The sequence below is a fragment of the Actinophytocola sp. genome, assembly GCF_049647105.1.
Classification (GTDB): Bacteria; Actinomycetota; Actinomycetes; order Mycobacteriales; family Pseudonocardiaceae; genus Actinophytocola.
Genome location: NZ_JBARWZ010000070.1, coordinates 1 through 16,418, shown reverse-complemented (window position 1 = coordinate 16,418; position 16,418 = coordinate 1). Strand labels below are relative to the sequence as shown.

General features: G+C 71.4%; 17 protein-coding genes. 13 read left to right on the top strand and 4 right to left on the bottom strand.

Annotated elements, in window-relative coordinates:
- The 10 genes from WBA97_RS08915 to WBA97_RS08870 form a co-directional block, all read left to right on the top strand.
- The coding region (locus tag WBA97_RS08915) for an ABC transporter substrate-binding protein (RefSeq protein ID WP_424230251.1) at positions 1 to 1,460 on the top strand (1,460 nt) is incomplete at its 5' end.
- Positions 1,460 to 2,518: an ABC transporter permease gene (locus WBA97_RS08910; protein ID WP_424230250.1), complete on the top strand. Its 1,059-nt coding sequence runs from the start codon at positions 1,460 to 1,462 to the stop codon at positions 2,516 to 2,518. The genes WBA97_RS08915 and WBA97_RS08910, both read left to right, overlap by 1 nt.
- Before the next feature lies 1 nt (position 2,519).
- Positions 2,520 to 3,359: an ABC transporter permease gene (locus WBA97_RS08905; protein ID WP_424230249.1), complete on the top strand. Its 840-nt coding sequence runs from the start codon at positions 2,520 to 2,522 to the stop codon at positions 3,357 to 3,359.
- A complete protein-coding gene (locus tag WBA97_RS08900; RefSeq protein ID WP_424230248.1) occupies positions 3,343 to 4,365 on the top strand; it encodes a CoA transferase in 1,023 nt (340 codons plus the stop codon). The genes WBA97_RS08905 and WBA97_RS08900 overlap by 17 nt, the downstream gene beginning before the upstream one ends.
- Positions 4,362 to 5,663, top strand: coding sequence for a CaiB/BaiF CoA transferase family protein (locus tag WBA97_RS08895; protein WP_424230247.1), 1,302 nt, complete (start codon positions 4,362 to 4,364; stop codon positions 5,661 to 5,663). Before WBA97_RS08900 ends, WBA97_RS08895 begins: the two co-directional genes overlap by 4 nt.
- On the top strand, positions 5,660 to 6,874 hold the full coding sequence (locus WBA97_RS08890; protein ID WP_424230246.1) for an acyl-CoA dehydrogenase family protein: 1,215 nt from the start codon (positions 5,660 to 5,662) through the stop codon (positions 6,872 to 6,874). Before WBA97_RS08895 ends, WBA97_RS08890 begins: the two co-directional genes overlap by 4 nt.
- Positions 6,871 to 7,974 (top strand): acyl-CoA dehydrogenase family protein, encoded by a 1,104-nt coding sequence (locus tag WBA97_RS08885; RefSeq protein ID WP_424230245.1) that lies wholly within the window; start codon positions 6,871 to 6,873, stop codon positions 7,972 to 7,974. The genes WBA97_RS08890 and WBA97_RS08885 overlap by 4 nt, the downstream gene beginning before the upstream one ends.
- Positions 7,975 to 8,001: 27 nt before the next feature.
- The gene (locus WBA97_RS08880) at positions 8,002 to 8,847 is read left to right on the top strand and encodes an enoyl-CoA hydratase-related protein (protein ID WP_424230244.1); all 846 of its coding nucleotides are present in this window, start codon (positions 8,002 to 8,004) and stop codon (positions 8,845 to 8,847) included.
- Positions 8,844 to 9,836 (top strand): phosphotransferase family protein, encoded by a 993-nt coding sequence (locus tag WBA97_RS08875; RefSeq protein ID WP_424230243.1) that lies wholly within the window; start codon positions 8,844 to 8,846, stop codon positions 9,834 to 9,836. The genes WBA97_RS08880 and WBA97_RS08875 overlap by 4 nt, the downstream gene beginning before the upstream one ends.
- A 23-nt stretch (positions 9,837 to 9,859) precedes the next feature.
- Positions 9,860 to 11,071 carry an acyl-CoA dehydrogenase family protein gene (locus WBA97_RS08870; protein ID WP_424230242.1) on the top strand — a complete coding sequence of 404 codons (1,212 nt, stop codon included), beginning with the start codon at positions 9,860 to 9,862 and terminating at the stop codon, positions 11,069 to 11,071.
- A 7-nt stretch (positions 11,072 to 11,078) separates the two neighbouring features.
- On the opposite strand, the gene WBA97_RS08865 is transcribed toward WBA97_RS08870, so the two are convergent.
- Genes WBA97_RS08865 through WBA97_RS08855 form a run of 3 tightly spaced genes read right to left on the bottom strand, consistent with a single transcriptional unit; the run spans position 11,079 to position 13,608 of the window.
- Positions 11,079 to 11,909 carry an enoyl-CoA hydratase-related protein gene (locus WBA97_RS08865; protein ID WP_424230241.1) on the bottom strand — a complete coding sequence of 277 codons (831 nt, stop codon included), beginning with the start codon at positions 11,907 to 11,909 and terminating at the stop codon, positions 11,079 to 11,081.
- Positions 11,902 to 12,534 (bottom strand): TetR/AcrR family transcriptional regulator, encoded by a 633-nt coding sequence (locus WBA97_RS08860; RefSeq protein WP_424230240.1) that lies wholly within the window; start codon positions 12,532 to 12,534, stop codon positions 11,902 to 11,904. Before WBA97_RS08860 ends, WBA97_RS08865 begins: the two co-directional genes overlap by 8 nt.
- Before the next feature lie 45 nt (positions 12,535 to 12,579).
- Complete coding sequence (locus WBA97_RS08855; protein ID WP_424230239.1) at positions 12,580 to 13,608, bottom strand: LacI family DNA-binding transcriptional regulator; 1,029 nt, start codon at positions 13,606 to 13,608, stop codon at positions 12,580 to 12,582.
- 387 nt (positions 13,609 to 13,995) lie between these two features.
- Between WBA97_RS08855 and WBA97_RS08850 the strand changes: the two genes are divergently transcribed.
- Positions 13,996 to 14,358: a hypothetical protein gene (locus tag WBA97_RS08850; RefSeq protein ID WP_424230238.1), complete on the top strand. Its 363-nt coding sequence runs from the start codon at positions 13,996 to 13,998 to the stop codon at positions 14,356 to 14,358.
- 289 nt (positions 14,359 to 14,647) lie between these two features.
- On the top strand, positions 14,648 to 14,911 hold the full coding sequence (locus WBA97_RS08845) for a hypothetical protein (RefSeq protein WP_424230237.1): 264 nt from the start codon (positions 14,648 to 14,650) through the stop codon (positions 14,909 to 14,911).
- A 14-nt stretch (positions 14,912 to 14,925) separates the two neighbouring features.
- Here the strand turns inward: WBA97_RS08845 and WBA97_RS08840 are convergent, their stop codons facing one another.
- On the bottom strand, positions 14,926 to 15,810 hold the full coding sequence (locus tag WBA97_RS08840) for an alpha/beta fold hydrolase (protein WP_424230236.1): 885 nt from the start codon (positions 15,808 to 15,810) through the stop codon (positions 14,926 to 14,928).
- A 161-nt stretch (positions 15,811 to 15,971) separates the two neighbouring features.
- Here WBA97_RS08840 and WBA97_RS08835 point away from each other — a divergent pair, with 161 nt between their 5' ends.
- Positions 15,972 to 16,397, top strand: a complete 426-nt coding sequence (locus WBA97_RS08835; protein WP_424230235.1) for a hypothetical protein — start codon at positions 15,972 to 15,974, stop codon at positions 16,395 to 16,397.
- Positions 16,398 to 16,418: the final 21 nt, after the last annotated feature.

Below are 16,418 nucleotides of genomic sequence, written 5' to 3'. Positions count from 1 at the left end.
CCCCGGACCCGCAGGGCACGGTCAACGTCGTCCATGGCGCCGTGCCCAACCAGTTCGACCCCTGCGGCACGCTCAGCGGCTCCGAACTCGCCTACATGACCGCGATCTACGCGCCGCTGATCCGTTCCGACCCGGCGACCGGCGAGCTGTCCCCCGGCATCGCGACCGAGTGGGAGACCTCGGCCGACGGCCGCACGCTCACCCTCACCCTCCAAAAAGGACTGACGTTCCAGGACGGCTCCCCGCTCAACGCCGAGACCGCGGTCGAGAGCATCGACCAGTGTCTCGAGCTCGGCAACCAGACCGTGCCGGGCCTCGAAGGCGTGTCCGCACAAGGGGAGGACACCCTCGCGTTCGCCCTGAAGAGCCCGCTCGCCGGACTCGTCGACCTGCTCGGCAGCCGCCTCGGCATGCTCGCCTCCCCCAAGGCACGCGCGGCGCAGGGTTCCGCGTTCGGGTCGAAACCGGTCGGCGCCGGGCCCTACCGGCTGACCGAGTTCGTGCCGGGTAGCTCGGTGAAGCTGACCCGCTGGGACGACTACCAGGAGGCCGGTGCGAAGAAGGGCCAGGCCGCCGCGATCAACGTCGCCATCATCACCGACCCGTCCGCGCAGGTCGCCGCGCTCACCGGCGGGCAGGCCGACTACGGCTACCGGCTGGAACCGACCGCCGCGCAGTCGCTGCAGGAACAGCCGACACTGAAGGTCAGCACCGAGATCGGCGTGTCGATCGCCGACCTGAACATCGACCGCAGCCAGGGCCCGCTCCAGGACGTGCGGATCCGCCAGGCCATCAGCTACGCGATCGACCGCACGGCGCTCGCCGAGACCGGGTCGAACGGGCTGACCGACGTCGGCGCCGTGCAGCCGTACCCGCCGGGCCATCCGTACCACATGGACGACATGGACGACGCGTACGGCTACGACCCGAAGAAGGCGAAGCAGCTGCTCGCCGAGGCTGGGCATCCGGACGGGCTCACGCTGCGCGGGGTCTCCCTGGACGGCAGCAACTTCCAGGACACCGGCGTGATCGTGTCCCAGCAGCTCGCGCAGGTCGGTATCAAGGTCACCTTCGAGGCGAAGGCGTTGCCCGACGCCACGAAGAGCTTCTACACCGACCACCAGTACGACATCTTCTCCACCGGCATGAACTCCGGCCCGGACTGGATGACGATCTACCGCAGGCTGCTCACCACGACCTCGTCCGGCAACGCGGGCAAGGCGCCCATCCCGGACGGGGACAAGGCGGTCGAGGCGCTGAACCGCTCGACGAACGACGATGAGCTGATGGCGGCGCTGCGGACGGCCAACGAGGTCCTGCAGGAGCAGCTGCCGATCGTCCCGCTGTTCTACACGCCGTACGTTGCCGCGTGGTCCGACCGGGTCACCGGCGGCAGCGAGGCGTTCGCCGTCAACGGTGAGGCGGACTTCACCGCGCTCGGCGTCACCGCGGCCGGCTGATGCGCTCCGCCACCGCGCTCGCACCCGACCGTCCCCGGGAGACCCCCGGGGACGGCGGGGAGGCCCACACCACCCACGACGACCCGCGCCGCGGTTTCCTCGCCGCCGGTGGCCTGCCGAGGTTCATCCTCCGGCGGCTGCTGTTGTTCATCCCGACCGCGATCGGTGCCGGGCTGCTGACCTTCCTGCTCGTCAAGATCATCCCCGGTGGCCCGGCGTACGCGCGGCTCGGCGAGGAGGCCACGCCGGAGGCGATCGCCGTCGTGGAGAAGCAGCTCGGGCTCGACCGGCCGGTGGTGGTGCAGTTCTTCTCCTGGCTGGGCAAGGCCGTCACCGGTGACCTCGGGGTGTCGTTCCAGACCGGTCAGCCGGTGGCGGACCTGATCGGGCTCGCGCTGCCGGTGACGCTCGAACTGGTACTGCTGGCGATCGTCGGGACGATCGTGATCGCGCTACCACTTGGGGTGTTCGCGGCGAAGCGGGCGAACAAGCGCTCCGGCCGGTGGATCCGCACCATCTCCGGTGTCGGTCTCGCGGTGCCGGACTTCTTCCTGGCGCTCGTGCTGATCAGCGTGTTCTCGGTGGGACTTGGGCTGCTCCCCCGGCTCGGCTACCCGAGGTTCACCGAGGACCCCTTCGGCAACCTGTACCACGTGATCCTGCCGGTGCTGCCGATGATCCTCGGCGGCAGCGCGATCGTGATCCGGCAGGTCAGCGCCGCGATGGTGGACGCGCTCGCGAGCGAGCACACCCGCACCGCGCGGGCGATGGGCCTGCCGGAGCGGGTGGTCACCTGGCGGTACGCGTTCCGCGCGGCACTGCCGACCGTGCTGAACGTGGTCGCGCTGCTGGCGCTGGGACAGCTCGGCGTGACGCTCGTACTGGAGAAGATCTTCGTGCTGCCCGGCATGGGCAGCGCACTGGTCAACGCGATCGGGGTCCGGGACTACACGCTGATCCTGGGCATCGTCCTGGTGTACGTGGTGATCGCGCTCGTGGTGAACCTCGTGGTCGACATCGTCAACGGCCTCGTCAGCCCGGCGAACCGGGGTGAGTGACATGAACCGTGCCGGTCTCTTCGTGGCGCTGGGCATCCTCGTCGCGCTGCTGTCGGCGGCGATCTTCGCGCCATGGGTCGCCCCGTACGACCCGCTCGCGCAGGACCTGACCAACCGGCTCTCCGGGCCGTCCGGCGCGCACCTGCTCGGCACCGACCAGTTCGGCCGCGACGTGCTGAGCAGGCTGATCTGGGGCGGCCGCAACGCGTTCGGCGGTGTCGCGATCGCCGTGAGCGTGACGTTCGTGCTCGGCGTCCTGTGGGGCACGGTCGCCGGGTACTGGCCACGCTTCACCGGCACCTTTCTGATGCGGTTCGCGGACATCATGATCGCGTTTCCCACGATGGTGCTCGCGGTGGCGATCACCGGCTCGCTCGGCGCCGGGCTCGTCACCTCGATGGTCGCGATCGGGCTGGTGCTGTCGCCCAACACCGCGCAGCTGACCCGGTCCGGCGTGCTCGCGGTGCGGCAGCAGCAGTTCGTGCAGAGCGCGCGGCTGTCCGGGGTGCGCACGCCGATCATCCTCGCGCGGCACGTGCTGCCGCTCGCGCTGCGCCCGGTGGTCGTGCAGATGACCATCTACACCGGACTGACGTTCGTGATCCAGGGTGTGCTGTCGTTCCTCGGCCTCGGCGTGCCGAAACCCGCGCCGAGCTGGGGCAGCGACCTTTCCGACGCCTATGCCCAGATCCTGTCCGCCCCCGCCCAGATCATCGCGCCCGGTGTGCTGCTCGGCGTGGTGGTGCTGTGCGTGTACCGCGTCGGCGACGCGCTACGCGACCGGATGAGCTCGGGGGTCCTGCGCACGGAGCGGAAGGAGGACGATGTCATCGTCGCCTGAGTCAGCGTTGCCTGAGTCACCGTCGCCTGAACCCCTCGACGGGGTGGTGGTCGCGGACCTGTCGTCGACCGTCGCCGGGCAGTACGCGGGACGGCTGCTCGCGATGTACGGCGCGACCGTGGTCCTCGCGGAGCCACCGGAGGGCACGCCGACCCGGCGCACGCCGCCGCTGGCACCGGACGGCCGGTCCTTTCTGTTCCGGCATCTCAACCAGGGCAAGCAGTGTGTCGCCGCCACCGGTGAGGTGGTGCGGGACCTGGTGGCCCGCGCCGACGTCGTACTGCGGGACCAGGGTGCGCCACCAGCGCTCACGGACACGGTGATCGACTGCGAGGTCGGCGACTTCCCGCCCGGCCCGTACCAGGACTGGACCGGCACCGAGATGATCCACCAGGCACTGGCCGGGGTGATGAACGCGACCGGCTCGGTCGGCCGCCCGCCGATCTACGGGCTCGGCCACCGCTCGGCGTACGCGACCGGCACCACCGCCTACATCTCGATCGTGGCCGCGTTGCACGAACGCCGGACCTCCGGGCGTGGCCAGCGGGTCCGGGCGACGGTGTTCGAGTCCGCGTCCGCCATGGCGCAGAACCTGGTGAGCCAGTTCAGCTACAACGGCACCGAGGAGACCCGCGCCCGCTACCCGGGGTTCCTCGCGGTGCTGCGGTGTGCCGACGCGTGGGTGGTGCTGTTCGCGATCCGCAACTGGCCCGCCCTGTGCCGCGTGTTCGATCGTGCGGAGCTGCTCTCCGATCCCCGGTTCGCCACCTCCGGTGACCGGCTCGCGCACTGGCCGGAGGTCGTGGACCTGTTGCAGGAACGGGCATCCGCGATGCGTGGCGACGACGTGGTCGCCGCGTGCCAGGCCGGGCGGGTCAGCGCGGAGAAGGTGGGCGACCTGGGTGAGCTGGTGGCATCGGAGCACTGGCGGGCCCGAGGCATGCTTCGCGAGGTCGACGGCAAACCGGCGCTCGGCCGGTTGTTCCACCTCGGAGGTGTGCGATGAGCGGGCCCCTGGCAGGGATTCGGGTCCTCGAGTTCACCACCGCGTGGGCGGGCCCGTTCGCCGGGCGCTGTCTCGGTTTCCTCGGCGCGGACGTGGTCAAGGTCGAGGCGCCGAGCCACCCCGACTCGTGGCGTGGCACCCGCGCGGGTGGCGCCCGGTTCTACTACCCGGAGCTGGATCCCGGCGACGACCCGCAGAACCGCAACGTCCTGTTCAACTCCCAGAACCTCGACAAGCGTTCGCTCGCGCTGGACCTCAAGGTGGACGGGTCGGCGGCGGTCATGCGGGACCTCGCGGCCACCGCGGACGTGGTGCTGGCGAACTTCACCCCCGGCGTCCTGGAGCGGCTCGGCGCCGGGTACGCGGCGCTGCGCGAGATCAACCCGAGGATCATCGTCGTCGAGATGCCCGCGTTCGGCCCCGGCGGACCCATGTCGGCCCACCAGGGCATGGGCAAGACCATGGAGCCCGCGTCGGGCATGACCGCGCTCATGGGCTACGCGGACGGCACACCCGTGCTCACCGGCCCGGCCTACATGGACCCGACCGGCGGACTCAACGCGGTCGCGGCCGTGGTGACCGCGCTGGAACTCCGTGCCCGCACCGGGGTCGGCACGCGCGTCGAGGTGCCACAGGTCGAGGCCGCAGCGCACTGGATCGGCGAGTACGTCCTCGAACAACTCGAGACCGGCACGACATGGCGGCCAGACGGCAACGCCGCGGCCGGGTTCGCCCCGCACGACGCGTTCCCGGCGCGCGGGGAGGACCAGTGGGTCGCGATCGCGATCGCCGACGACACGCGGTGGCGGACCCTGTGCGGGTTGATGGACCGGCCCGACCTCACCACCGCCGACCGCGCCGGAGCGGACGTGCACACCGCGATCGCCGACTGGGTGTCCACACAGGACAAGACCGAGGTCGCCGCGCGGTTGCAGGCGGCAGGAGTGCCCGCCGCACCCGTCCTCGCGGGTGGCGCGATCGCGACGAGCACGGCCCTGCGGGACGCGGGGCTGGTCGTGACGCTCGACCACCCCCGGGTCGGTACGCGGGACTACGGCGCGCTCGGTTTCCGGCACGACCGCACCCCCGGCGGCCACCACCGCCCGGCGCCTTTGTTCGGCCAGCACAACGACACGGTGCTGGCGGATCTGCTGGGCTACGACGAGGACCGGATAGCCCGTCTGCGCGCCACCGGCGTGATCGCCGACCGACCCACCGCCGACACCGATACACCCCGCACGCCCGGTACGCCCGTTGATGCGGGAAGTTCCGCCACGAGAACGGTTCCCACGCCATGAGCACGCCGGATGCCCACTCCCCCATCGACTACACCCCGGCACAGCAGGAGTTCCGCGCCGAGGTCCGCGACTGGCTCGCCGCCACCGCCCCGGACGAGATCCGCGGTGTTCGCGTCCCGCGCGGCCCCGACCCGGAGCTGGAGCCACGTCTGGCGCGGTGGGCAGGCACCCTCACCGAGGCCGGGTACATGTGCGTGGCCTGGCCGGTCGAGTACGGCGGCCGGGGGCTCTCCGGTGTCGAGGTCGCGATCATGAACGAGGAGTTCGGGCGGGCCGACGTGCCAAGGCTGACCCGCGGCATGGGCGAGTCGCTGGTCGGCCCCGCGGTCATCGCCCACGCCACCGAGGAGCAGAAACGCCGGGTCCTGCCGCCGATCATCTCCGGCGAACACGACTACTGCCAGGGCTTCTCCGAGCCCGAAGCAGGCTCGGACCTCGCGAGCCTGCGCACCACCGGCGTCGTCGACGGCGACGAACTGGTCATCAACGGGCAGAAAGTGTGGACGTCCGGGTTCTGGAAGGCGAACATGATCTTCCTGCTGTGCCGGACGAACCCGGACGTGCCCAAGCACAAGGGCATCTCCTACGTCCTCGCGTCCGTCGAGGACAACGGCGTCGAGTTCCGCCCCATCACGCGGATGACCGGCAAGGCGTTGTTCTCCGAGACGTTCTTCACCGGCACCAGGGCCCCGCTCGACAACGTCATCGGCGGTCTAGACAACGGCTGGCGGGTCGCGATGACCACGCTGGGCAGCGAACGCGGCGGCAGCGCCACCACCCAGCACGTCGCCTTCCTGCGCCAGTTCTGGCAACTCGTCGACGAGGTACGCAAACGCGGCCTGATCGACGACGTGCGGGTCCGCGAGCAGCTCGCCTGGGCGTACTCGCAGGTGGAGACGATCCGGTTCACCGGGCTCGGGCTGGTTGCCGACCTGGCGGCGGGCGGCACCGGTCGCGGTGCCGGCAACGGGTCGACGAGCAAGATCCGCTGGTCGGAGTACCAGCGCAGGATGACCGAGATCGCCATGGACCTGCTCGGCCCGGACGCGCTGCTGGTGGGCGAGGACTACGAGCTGGGGCACTGGCAGGAGGAGTTCCTGGTGACCCGTTCGCACACCATCTGGGGCGGCACGGCCGAGGTGCAGCGCAACATCGTGGCCGAGCGCGTCCTCGGCCTGCCAAAGGACCCCGCGCCGGGAGGAACCCGATGAGCCTCGCGACCACCACAGAGCAGGAGGAGCTGCGTGCCACGGTCCGCCGGTTCCTCGGTGACCGCATGCCGCTCCCCCACGTCCGTGAGCTGATGGCCACGCCGTCGGCGCACGACCCCGCCGTGTGGACCGCGCTAACGGGCCTCGGGGTACAGGGTCTCGGCATTCCGGAGAAGTACGACGGCGCCGGGTTCGGCTGCCAGGAGCTGGCGCACGTCTTCGAGGAGTGCGGCCGCGCGCTGCTTCCCGCGCCGCTGCTGGCCACCGTCGGGCTCGCGGTCCCGCTGCTGCTGGCCAGCGGGGACGACGACGCGCTCGCGCGTTATCTGCCGGGGATCGCGAGTGGACAGACGGTCGCCACGGTCGCCTGGCTCGCGCCTGGTGCGGGCTGGGACTCCTCTGGCACGTCGTTGTCGGTGACCGACTCGGCGGCGGGCAGGCGCCTGTCCGGCAGCGCGTCGCTGGTGCTCGACGGCTCGGTCGCCGACCTGGTCCTCGTCGTCGCGGGCACCGGGCCGACCGCGACCGTCGTCGCGGTGGAGGACTCCTTCACCCGCACGCCTCTGCCCACCCTGGACCAGACCCGACCGTTGGCACGCCTGGACTTCGACGACACGCCATGCATCCCGGTCGGCGCGGTCGGCGACGGCGGGCGGCTGCTCTCGGCCGCGCTGGACGTCGCGAACCTGTTGCTGGCCGCGGAGATGGTCGGCGGCGCGCAGGCGTGCCTGGACATGGCGGTCGGCTACGCGAAGGTGCGGGAGCAGTTCGGCGGGCCGATCGGCCGGTTCCAGGCGGTGAAGCACAAGTGCGCCGAGATGCTGGTCGAGATCGAGGGCGCCCGCGCCGCCGCCGGCTACGCGGCGTGGGCGGCCGCCGAGAACCCGGCGGAGCTGCCGGTCGTCGCGACGCTCGCGAAGGCGTCGGCCGCCGAGGCGTACTTCCGCGCGGCCGGTGACAACGTCCAGCTCCACGGCGGCATCGGCTTCACCTGGGAGCACGACGCCCACCTGTACTTCAAGCGCGCCAAGGCCTCGCTGATGCTCTTCGGCGACGTCGGCGCGTACCGGCGGCAACTCGCCGACCGCATCGGCCTGTGAACCCCGCCCGATCACCCGAGGAGACCCGTGACCGCCGTGCAGACCTACGAATCGATCATCGTCGACCGGGACGGCCCGGTCGGCATCGTCACCCTCAACCGGCCCGACGTGCTGAACTCGTGGGACTGGCTGATGTCCTCGGAGATGAACCACGCGTTCGGCGAGTTCGACCGCGACGACGACATCCGCGCGATCGTGCTGACCGGCGCGGGCCGCGCGTTCTGTGCGGGTGCCGGGCTGCAGGCATCGGGCCGCACGTTCGACGGCTCGCTCACCCGCGACGCGGCCGAGGCGAAGTACCCCGGCCCGCACAAGGGCGCGGACCGGCTGCGCACCCCGGTGATCGCCGCGGTCAACGGCGCGGCCGTCGGCGCGGGCATCACCATGGCGTTGCGCGCGGACATCATGTACGTCGCCGAGGACGCCAAGCTGGGCTTCGTGTTCAACCGCAGGGGCGTCATCCCGGACGCCGACCTGTTGTGGAGCCTGCCGCGCCTCATCGGGTACGCCCGCGCGATCGACCTGCTGCTGACCGGCCGGATCTTCCGTGGCCGGGAGGCGGCCGAGGTCGGCCTCGCGTCCCGGGCGCTGCCCGCCGAGGACGTCCTGCCCGCCGCCATCGCCGCTGGCCACGACATCGCCACCAACGTCGCGCCCGTGTCGGCGGCCATCACCAAGCTCGTCGCCCGCGCGTTCCTCCAGGAGACCGACCAGGCCGCGGCGCTGGAGCTGGAACGCAAACTGTTCCGCTGGGCCGGGCAGCACGCGGACGCGCCGGAGGGCGTCAACGCGTTCAAGGAGAAGCGCGCTCCACAGTGGACGATGTCGAAGACGCGGGACTTCCCGGTCGAGCTGTTCGACGACGCCCGATGACCCTGCCGGGCCTCGACCTCGAACGTCTCCGGGACTACCTGGACACCGGCCCGCTGACCGGTCGCGTCCTCGGCGGCGGGAAGTCGAACCTGACCTACCACGTCACCGACGGGACCGAGGAGTGGGTGCTGCGGCGGCCACCGCTGTGGCACGTGCTGGCCACCGCCCACGACATGCGCCGCGAGTTCACGGTCATGCGGGCACTGGCGGACTCGCCGGTGCCCGTGCCGAAAATGGTGCGGCTGTGTGAGGACACCGGCGTGCTTGGTGCGCCGTTCTACCTGATGGAGCACGTGCCCGGCGCGGTGCTACGCGACCCGGCGCTGCTCGACGGCCTCGGCGAGGACCGGCTGCGCGGGCTGGTGCTGGAGACCGTCGACGTGCTGGCGGCACTGCACGCCGTGGACAGCGCGGCGGTCGGGCTCGTCGACTTCGGGCGGCCACAAGGGTTCAACGAGCGGCAGGTCCGCCGGTGGCGCCGCCAGCTCGACGACTCACGCAGCCGGGAGGTGCCGGGCATCGACGAGCTGCACGCCAGGCTGGCCGCCGACATCCCGCCCGGCCGGGACGCGACCGTGTTGCACGGCGACTTCCGGCTGGACAACGTGCTCGTCGACACGGACGGGTACCGGGTGCGGGTCGTGCTCGACTGGGAGATGTCCACGCTCGGCGACCCGCTCACCGACGTGGCGCTGATGCTGCTGTACGCCGAGCGCCCGGTCGTGCCGGAACACGGACCGCCCCGGTCGCCGTCGTCGGTCGCCGGGCACCCGAGCGTCGAGGACATGCTGGCGCGGTACGCGGCCGCCTCCGGGCGGGACCTGTCGGACCTGTGCTGGTACCGGGCGTTCGCCGCGTTCAAGCTCGCGGTGATCCTCGAGGGCGTGCACTACCGGCACCTGCACGGGCAGACCGTGGGCCCGGGGTTCGACCACGTCGGCGCCCAGGTCCGGCCGCTGGTGGAACGCGGTCTCGCACAGCTGCTCTGACACCATGATCGAGAGGAACACGCATGCACTTCGGTTACGACGAGCGGACCGAGGACCTGCGGGCGCGGCTCTCCGCGTTCATGGACAGCCACATCCTCCCCGCGGAGCCGGTGTACGCCGCACAGGCCGCCGAGCGGGACGACCCGTGGGCGGCGCCGCCGGTCATCGGTGAGCTGCAGGCCGCCGCGCGGGAAGCGGGGCTGTGGAACCTCTTCCTGCCCGGCGAGGACGGCGCCGGGCTGACCAACCTGCAGTACGCGCCGCTCGCCGAGATCACCGGCCGCAGCCCCGCGCTCGCCCCGTCAGCACTGAACTGTGCCGCGCCGGACACCGGGAACATGGAGCTGCTGTCCATGTTCGGCACCCCGGCGCAGCGCGACGAGTGGCTGACACCGTTGCTGGCGGCGCGGATCCGGTCCGCGTTCGCGATGACCGAGCCAGAGGTGGCCTCCTCCGACGCCCGCAACATCGCCACCACCATCACGCGCGACGGCGACTCCTACGTCATCAGCGGGCGGAAGTGGTTCATCACGGGGGCACTCAACCCGGCCTGCCGGCTGCTGATCGTGATGGGCGTGACCGACCAGGACGGGCCGTCGCACCGGCGGCACAGCATGGTGCTCGTCCCGGTCGGCACGCCAGGCGTCGAGATCCGGCGTGGCCTGCACGTGTTCGGCTACACGGACGGCACGAAGGGTGGCCACGCCGAGATCGTGTTCGACCGCGCCCGCGTCCCGGCCGCCAACCTGCTCGGCGAGGCGCACGGCGGGTTCGCCATGGCGCAGGCACGCCTCGGCCCCGGCCGCATCCACCACTGCATGCGGCTGATCGGCATCGCGGAGCGGGCGCTGGAACTGATGTGCCGCAGGGCATCGGATCGCGTCGCGTTCGGCAAACCGGTCGCCGACCAGGGGGTCGTGCGGGACTGGATCGCCGACGCCAGGGTGCGGATCGAGCAGCTGCGGTTGCTGGTGCTCAAGACCGCGTGGCTGATGGACACGGTCGGCAACCAGGGTGCGCACACCGAGATCCAGGCCATCAAGATCGCCACCCCGTCCGCCGTCGAGTGGATCCTCGACAAGGCGATCCAGGTGCACGGCGCGGCGGGCGTGAGCCAGGACTTCCCGCTCGCACAGCTGTGGTCGAGCGCCCGCACGCTCCGCCTCGCGGACGGGCCCGACGAGGTGCACAAGCGGTCCCTCGCGCGCCGCGAACTCGCCAAGTACCGCGCCTGAGGGGGATTCAGCCGAAGACGGGCGGGCGTTTCTCCACGAACGCCCGCACCGCTTCCTTGTGGTTCTCGGTCACACCGCAGGCGAGGTGGCGGGGCACCTCGCGGTCCATCGCCGCCGCCAGGTCGTGGTGCTCGGCGTCCAGGAGGTTCTGCTTCATCGCCGCGAGGGACTCCGGCGACCCGGCCGCCAGCTCCGCCGCCGTGTCGAGCGCGAACCCGGCCAGCACCTCGGCATCGACGACCCAGTCGAGCAACCCCCAGCGCTCCGCCGTCCCGGCGTCGATCCGCTCGCCGAGGAACATGGCACGGCGGGCTCTGGCCGGTCCGGCGAGGCGGGACAGCAGCCAGGTCGCGCCGTAGTCACCGGAGAGCCCGACCTTGCCGAACGCGGTCGCGAACACCGTCCCCGGCTGCCCGATCCGCAGATCGCAGGCCAGCGCGAGGCCCAGCCCGGCGCCTGCCGCGGCTCCGGGCAGCGCGGCGACGGTCGGCTTGGGGAAGGCGTGGAGGCGGCCGGTGGTGGCGCGCTGCAATGCCTGCTGGCGGGTGATCCGTTCCTCGTGCGGCACGGTCGTGCCGCCGCCCTCCCCGCCCCGCGCCGCGAACGCCTTCACGTCGCCACCGGCGCAGAACGCCTTGCCAGCACCCGTGAGCAGCAGCGCACGCACGTCGTCCGCGTCCGCCACCACGGCCAACACGTCGGCGAGCGCGGTGAGCATCTCCGGCGACAGGGCGTTGCGCCGCTCCGGCCGGTTCAGGGTGAGGACCGCGACGCCGCGCTCCACGCGGGCGAGCAGGTCGGTGGTGCCGGTGTCGATCTCACGCATGTGCTCAGCCATCGCGGCTGCCCTCCGGTGCGGTCAGCAAGGCGGTGACGGTGCGGTGCATGACGGTGGCGGCCTGCTCGACGGACAGGCCGAGATCGTCGCGGCTGCCCATCCACGCGGGCCACGTGGTGGCGACCACCAACGCGGACAGGAGGTCGTCGTCACCGGCGACCTCCTCGGTGAACAGCTCGGCGATCTCGGCGCGGAGGCGTTCGTTGTGGTGTGCCCGGTTGACCCGGAGCTGCTTCGAGTACGGCAGCCGGATCTGCGCGGCGCGGGACGCGCCCGCGATGACCTCCAGCATGTGGGCCCGTTGCCGGCAGAACTGCTCGATCCGGTCGGCGAGCGGCTGGTCCGGCGGAATCGGGTGGAAGTCGGCGTACTGGATCCGCAGCGTCTTCTGCCCGGCCGCGGCGAACAACGCCTCCAGGTCCTTGAAATGGCCCCACAGCGTGCGTAGCGACACCCCGGCGCGCTCGGCGACCCGCCTGGCGGTTGGCTGCAGGTCACCATCGAGGATCAGCGCCATGTGGGCGTCGATGATCGCCTCACGGGTGCGCTCCGCGCGGCGCGTGCGCCCGTCACCCACCACAGCCTCGTGCGTGGTCAGCGGTGCCTCCCGGGATTGTTTTTGCACAGGGAGTGCATATAGTAGCCCATCCACGGGCCCGGCGTCAGCCGATCAATCCCTGCCCGGTGGTCCGGGACTGGTGGACTCGCGGACGACCAGACGGCAGGGCTGGCGGATCACACCGGAACGCGGCTCGCCGTCCAGGGCCGCGAACAGGTGGTCGACAGCGGTGGCGCCGAGGCGTTCCAGGTTCACGTCCACAGTGGTCAGTGGTGGCCTGCAGTCGGCGGCGAAGATCTCCCAGTTGTCGTAACCGACGAGCGCGACGTCGTCCGGCACGCGGCGGCCGAGGTCCGCGAGCGCCTGCGCCACACCGGCGGCGACCTGGTCGCTGCCGCAGAAGATCGCGTCCAGTTCCGGGTGCGAGCCGGCGAGCATGCGGCCCGCCTGCCTGCCCCAGTTCTGCGACCACTCACCGTGGAGCGGCTCGCCGACCAGGTCCAGGCCAGCCTCGTCCAGTACCGCGCGCAGGGCGGTGACGCGGTCGCGGGCGGCACGGTAGCTCGCCGGGCCGGTGATGTGCCCGATGTGCCTGCGGTGCAACGACACCAGGTGCTCGGCCGCGAGCCGTGCCCCGCCCGCGTCGTCGGCAAGGAGGGAGAGGTCTTCCGGGTCGTCGGACTCGCCGTAGACGTACACCACCGGCACCGGGATGTCGGCCGTGAGGGAGGCGCGGACGTCGTTGCTGTCGCCGAGCACGATGAACCCGTCGACCTGCCGCGCGAGCAGCGTGCGGATGTAGTGCCTGCGCCGGATCGCGTCGCCGCGGGCGTCACACAGCAGGACCGACATCTGCTCGTTGCCCAGCGCGTTCTCCACTCCCAGCAGGATGGGCATGGCGAACCGGCCGCCGAGCTCGTCGGTGAGCAGCCCGATCGTCCTGGTGCGGCCGGAGATCAGTCCTCGGGCGAGCGCGTTGGGCTGGAACGACAGCTTCTCAGCGGCGGCCAGGACCCGGCTTCGGGTGGCCTGCGCGACCTCGCCCCGGCCGTTGAGCGCCTTCGACGCGGTGGCCACCGACACGCCGGCGAGCCGCGCCACGTCGGTGAGCGTGACGGACCCGGAACGCTGTCTGGTCACCGCCTGCCTTTCCGAATGGTTTTCGAGCCTTGACCTGACTTTAGTGCCACCTCTAACGTCGAGGGACCGAGAACATCCACATCTATCTGCACGAGGTCGGCCACACCTTCGGGCTGGACGACTTCTACGACTGGACGCCGACCGGCGTGTGCTGCTTCCTCATGAAGGCGGGCAGTGCCACCCAGATCACGGAGTTCGACAAGTGGATGTTCCGTGACTGGTGGCGTCACCTCAAGAGCAGGTACGGCCTGTGACGCGACTCTGACACCGAGCGCACGGGTCCCTGCTCACGGCGGCGAGCAGGGCTCCGTTCCACATCGAGAGCGTCCGTGATTAACCTGTTCGGTTATCGACGAGAGCCCACCCGCCCCGCGCACGCGGATACTGATGCTCCGGCGTGGGTTGCTCCTCGCCGGGCTCGCCATCGCGGGCTGGTCGACGACCCGGGTCGCGCTGCTGCTCAGCGGCTCCGACCTGGCCGTAGCCGACGGCGACCGGCACGGCTACGTCGCCATCTTCTCCCTGGTGCTGCTACCCGTGCTGGTGCTCGCGGTCGCCACGCTCGTCACCGACGCCGTCGAACTGTGGCGCCGGGGGCACTCTCCCGGTCGCTCCCACCACGTCGTCCCCGGCGTGGCACTGGTGCTGTCCGCGCCGCTGGCCGGGTCACTCGTCCTCGCCGCCGCGGCGGTCGGCGTGACCATCGTGGTCGCGGCGCTCATCGACCGGCGGGCGTCATCGGCCGTGTGACGGCGAGCCGTGTTGCCCTCCGCCGTTCCACTGCGATAGTTGCACTTATGGACTTGGCCGAGCTGTACCGCGACCTGCACCAGCACCCCGAACTCGGGTTCGAGGAGACGCGCACGGCTGCCGTCGCGGCCCGTGAGCTGCGCGCGGCCGGGTTCGAGGTGACCGAGGGGGTCGGTGGCACCGGCGTGGTCGGCGTTCTGCGCAATGGCGATGGCCCCACGGCGTTGCTGCGTGCGGACATGGACGGGCTGCCGGTGCGGGAGATGACCGGCCTGCCCTGCCGATCATCGTGGACCCCGGCCTGGTCACCGGCAGCGAGGACGTTGGCGTCCTCGCCACCTCGGCCGGCGCTCCCCTGGTCTACTGGCTGCTCGGCGGCGCGGACCCGGCGGCGTTCGAGGGCACCACGTCGGTCGAGGAGATCCGCGCGAGGGTCGCCGCCCAGCCGGCCAACCACTCACCGCTGTTCGCGCCGGTCATCAGCCCCACCCTCGACCTCGGCACCGCCGCCCTGACCGCCGCCACGCGGACCTGGCTGCCCGCGACCGGCTGACCGGGTGACAGTCGTCAGCGGCCGTCGAGGACCTCGCGGAGCCTCGCGGCGAACGCCTCCGGCTGCCCCGCGTAGCCGGACTCGGGACCGGCGAAGCCGCCGTGGTGACTGGGGAAGACGGTGACCCGCTGTCCGAGCAACTCGGCGGTGGCCACGGACGTGCGCCCGGTGAAGGTGTTGCCGGTCTCCTCGCCGACCGCGATGACGACACGGGTCGGCGCCGCGTTCAGCGCCCCGGCATCGGGCCGGTAGCTGCTGACCGCCCACGACCGGTCGGACAGCAACGGATCGTCGCGCGTGCCGTCGTCCTCTGTGGACATCCCGAACGCGGCCGGATCCGGTGCGGGCTGCGCGAAGTAGTCGTCGGTGAACTCGCCATCCCACGACGTCATGCCGATGAAGGCGGCCATGCCCGCGTTCGCGCCCTTGGCTTCGTAGGCGTCCTTGACCGCGCCGCGCGCACGGTCGGCGGCCTCGGCGTCCTGGAGCACGGGGATGATCGGCGGTTCGTGGGCGACCAGGGTGGTCACGTCGCCGGGGTGCGCCACCACGAGCGCGAGCGCGGCCACCGCGCCGCCGCTGCTCCCGAACATCTCGACCGGCCCGGCACCGAGCGCCTCGATGATCGCGTGCACGTCCTCGGCCTGGACCTCGGGCGTGTTGTCGGTCCGGCCGTCGGAGCGGGTGCTGCGGCCGAGACCACGCGGGTCGTAGGTGACCACCGTGCGGTCGGGCAGCAGCGAGGCGAGCGTGGTGAAGCCACTGGCGCCCATCGGCTGGCCGATCATGAACAGCGGCGGGCGGCCGTCCGGGGCGGGCAACGGGCCGAGGACGTCATAGGTGATGTCGGCACCGTCGGTGCGCAGGCTGTGCGTCCGCGCTTCCCTCGTCGTCGCCATGATTTCCTCCCCGGTTCTTGATCGCGCCAGAACCTTACCCGGGAGGGCCCGGCGCCGCCTCGTTGTGGCCGTGGTCACGCCCTGTCACATTCCGGCCGGGTGATCCGTCTCCATGCATGGTTCGCCATCCACGCGAACACAACGAAGGGGAATCCATCGTCATGAGCAAGTTCAAGCAAGGGGCCGTACTCGTTGCCGCGCTGGCGTCGGTACTCACCGGGGCCGTGGTCAACAGCGCCCCGGCGGCGGCCGCGTCGTCGCCGATCTCGGCGTGCGGCGGGGGCAGCTACCACGTGATCGACAGCCAGGACCTGAACGGCCTCGCCACGGTCTACCTGCTGTACAACGGCAGCACCAACTGCGTCGTGACCTGGCACAGCAGCGCGACGGCGGGCACGGCCCGCTACACCGCCGCGGCCGTCCAGAAGGCGGGCGGGAACCCCGTGGAGGACGCGGGTTCGTACACCACCTACGCGGGCCCGGTGAAGGTCAGCGCGGCAGGCAGTTGCATCTTGTGGGGCGGCGCCATCGCGGACGGCAACGGCCGCATCTATGGCTACGAGTCCCCGTGGAGCCACTGCGGCTGACGGTGATCGCAGGTCGCGCCG

Bases quoted from the DNA above. Each gene is read 5' to 3' on its own strand.
- WBA97_RS08885 (WP_424230245.1), top strand. From the start codon at position 6,871: ATGAGCCTCGCGACCACCACAGAGCAGGAGGAGCTGCGTGCCACGGTC.
- WBA97_RS08910 (WP_424230250.1), top strand. From the start codon at position 1,460: ATGCGCTCCGCCACCGCGCTCGCACCCGACCGTCCCCGGGAGACCCCC.
- WBA97_RS08835 (WP_424230235.1), top strand. From the start codon at position 15,972: ATGAGCAAGTTCAAGCAAGGGGCCGTACTCGTTGCCGCGCTGGCGTCG.
- WBA97_RS08890 (WP_424230246.1), top strand. From the start codon at position 5,660: ATGAGCACGCCGGATGCCCACTCCCCCATCGACTACACCCCGGCACAG.
- WBA97_RS08875 (WP_424230243.1), top strand. From the start codon at position 8,844: ATGACCCTGCCGGGCCTCGACCTCGAACGTCTCCGGGACTACCTGGAC.
- WBA97_RS08895 (WP_424230247.1), top strand. From the start codon at position 4,362: ATGAGCGGGCCCCTGGCAGGGATTCGGGTCCTCGAGTTCACCACCGCG.
- WBA97_RS08900 (WP_424230248.1), top strand. From the start codon at position 3,343: ATGTCATCGTCGCCTGAGTCAGCGTTGCCTGAGTCACCGTCGCCTGAA.
- WBA97_RS08870 (WP_424230242.1), top strand. From the start codon at position 9,860: ATGCACTTCGGTTACGACGAGCGGACCGAGGACCTGCGGGCGCGGCTC.
- WBA97_RS08905 (WP_424230249.1), top strand. From the start codon at position 2,520: ATGAACCGTGCCGGTCTCTTCGTGGCGCTGGGCATCCTCGTCGCGCTG.
- WBA97_RS08840 (WP_424230236.1), bottom strand. From the start codon at position 15,810: ATGGCGACGACGAGGGAAGCGCGGACGCACAGCCTGCGCACCGACGGT.
- WBA97_RS08865 (WP_424230241.1), bottom strand. From the start codon at position 11,909: ATGGCTGAGCACATGCGTGAGATCGACACCGGCACCACCGACCTGCTC.
- WBA97_RS08850 (WP_424230238.1), top strand. From the start codon at position 13,996: ATGCTCCGGCGTGGGTTGCTCCTCGCCGGGCTCGCCATCGCGGGCTGG.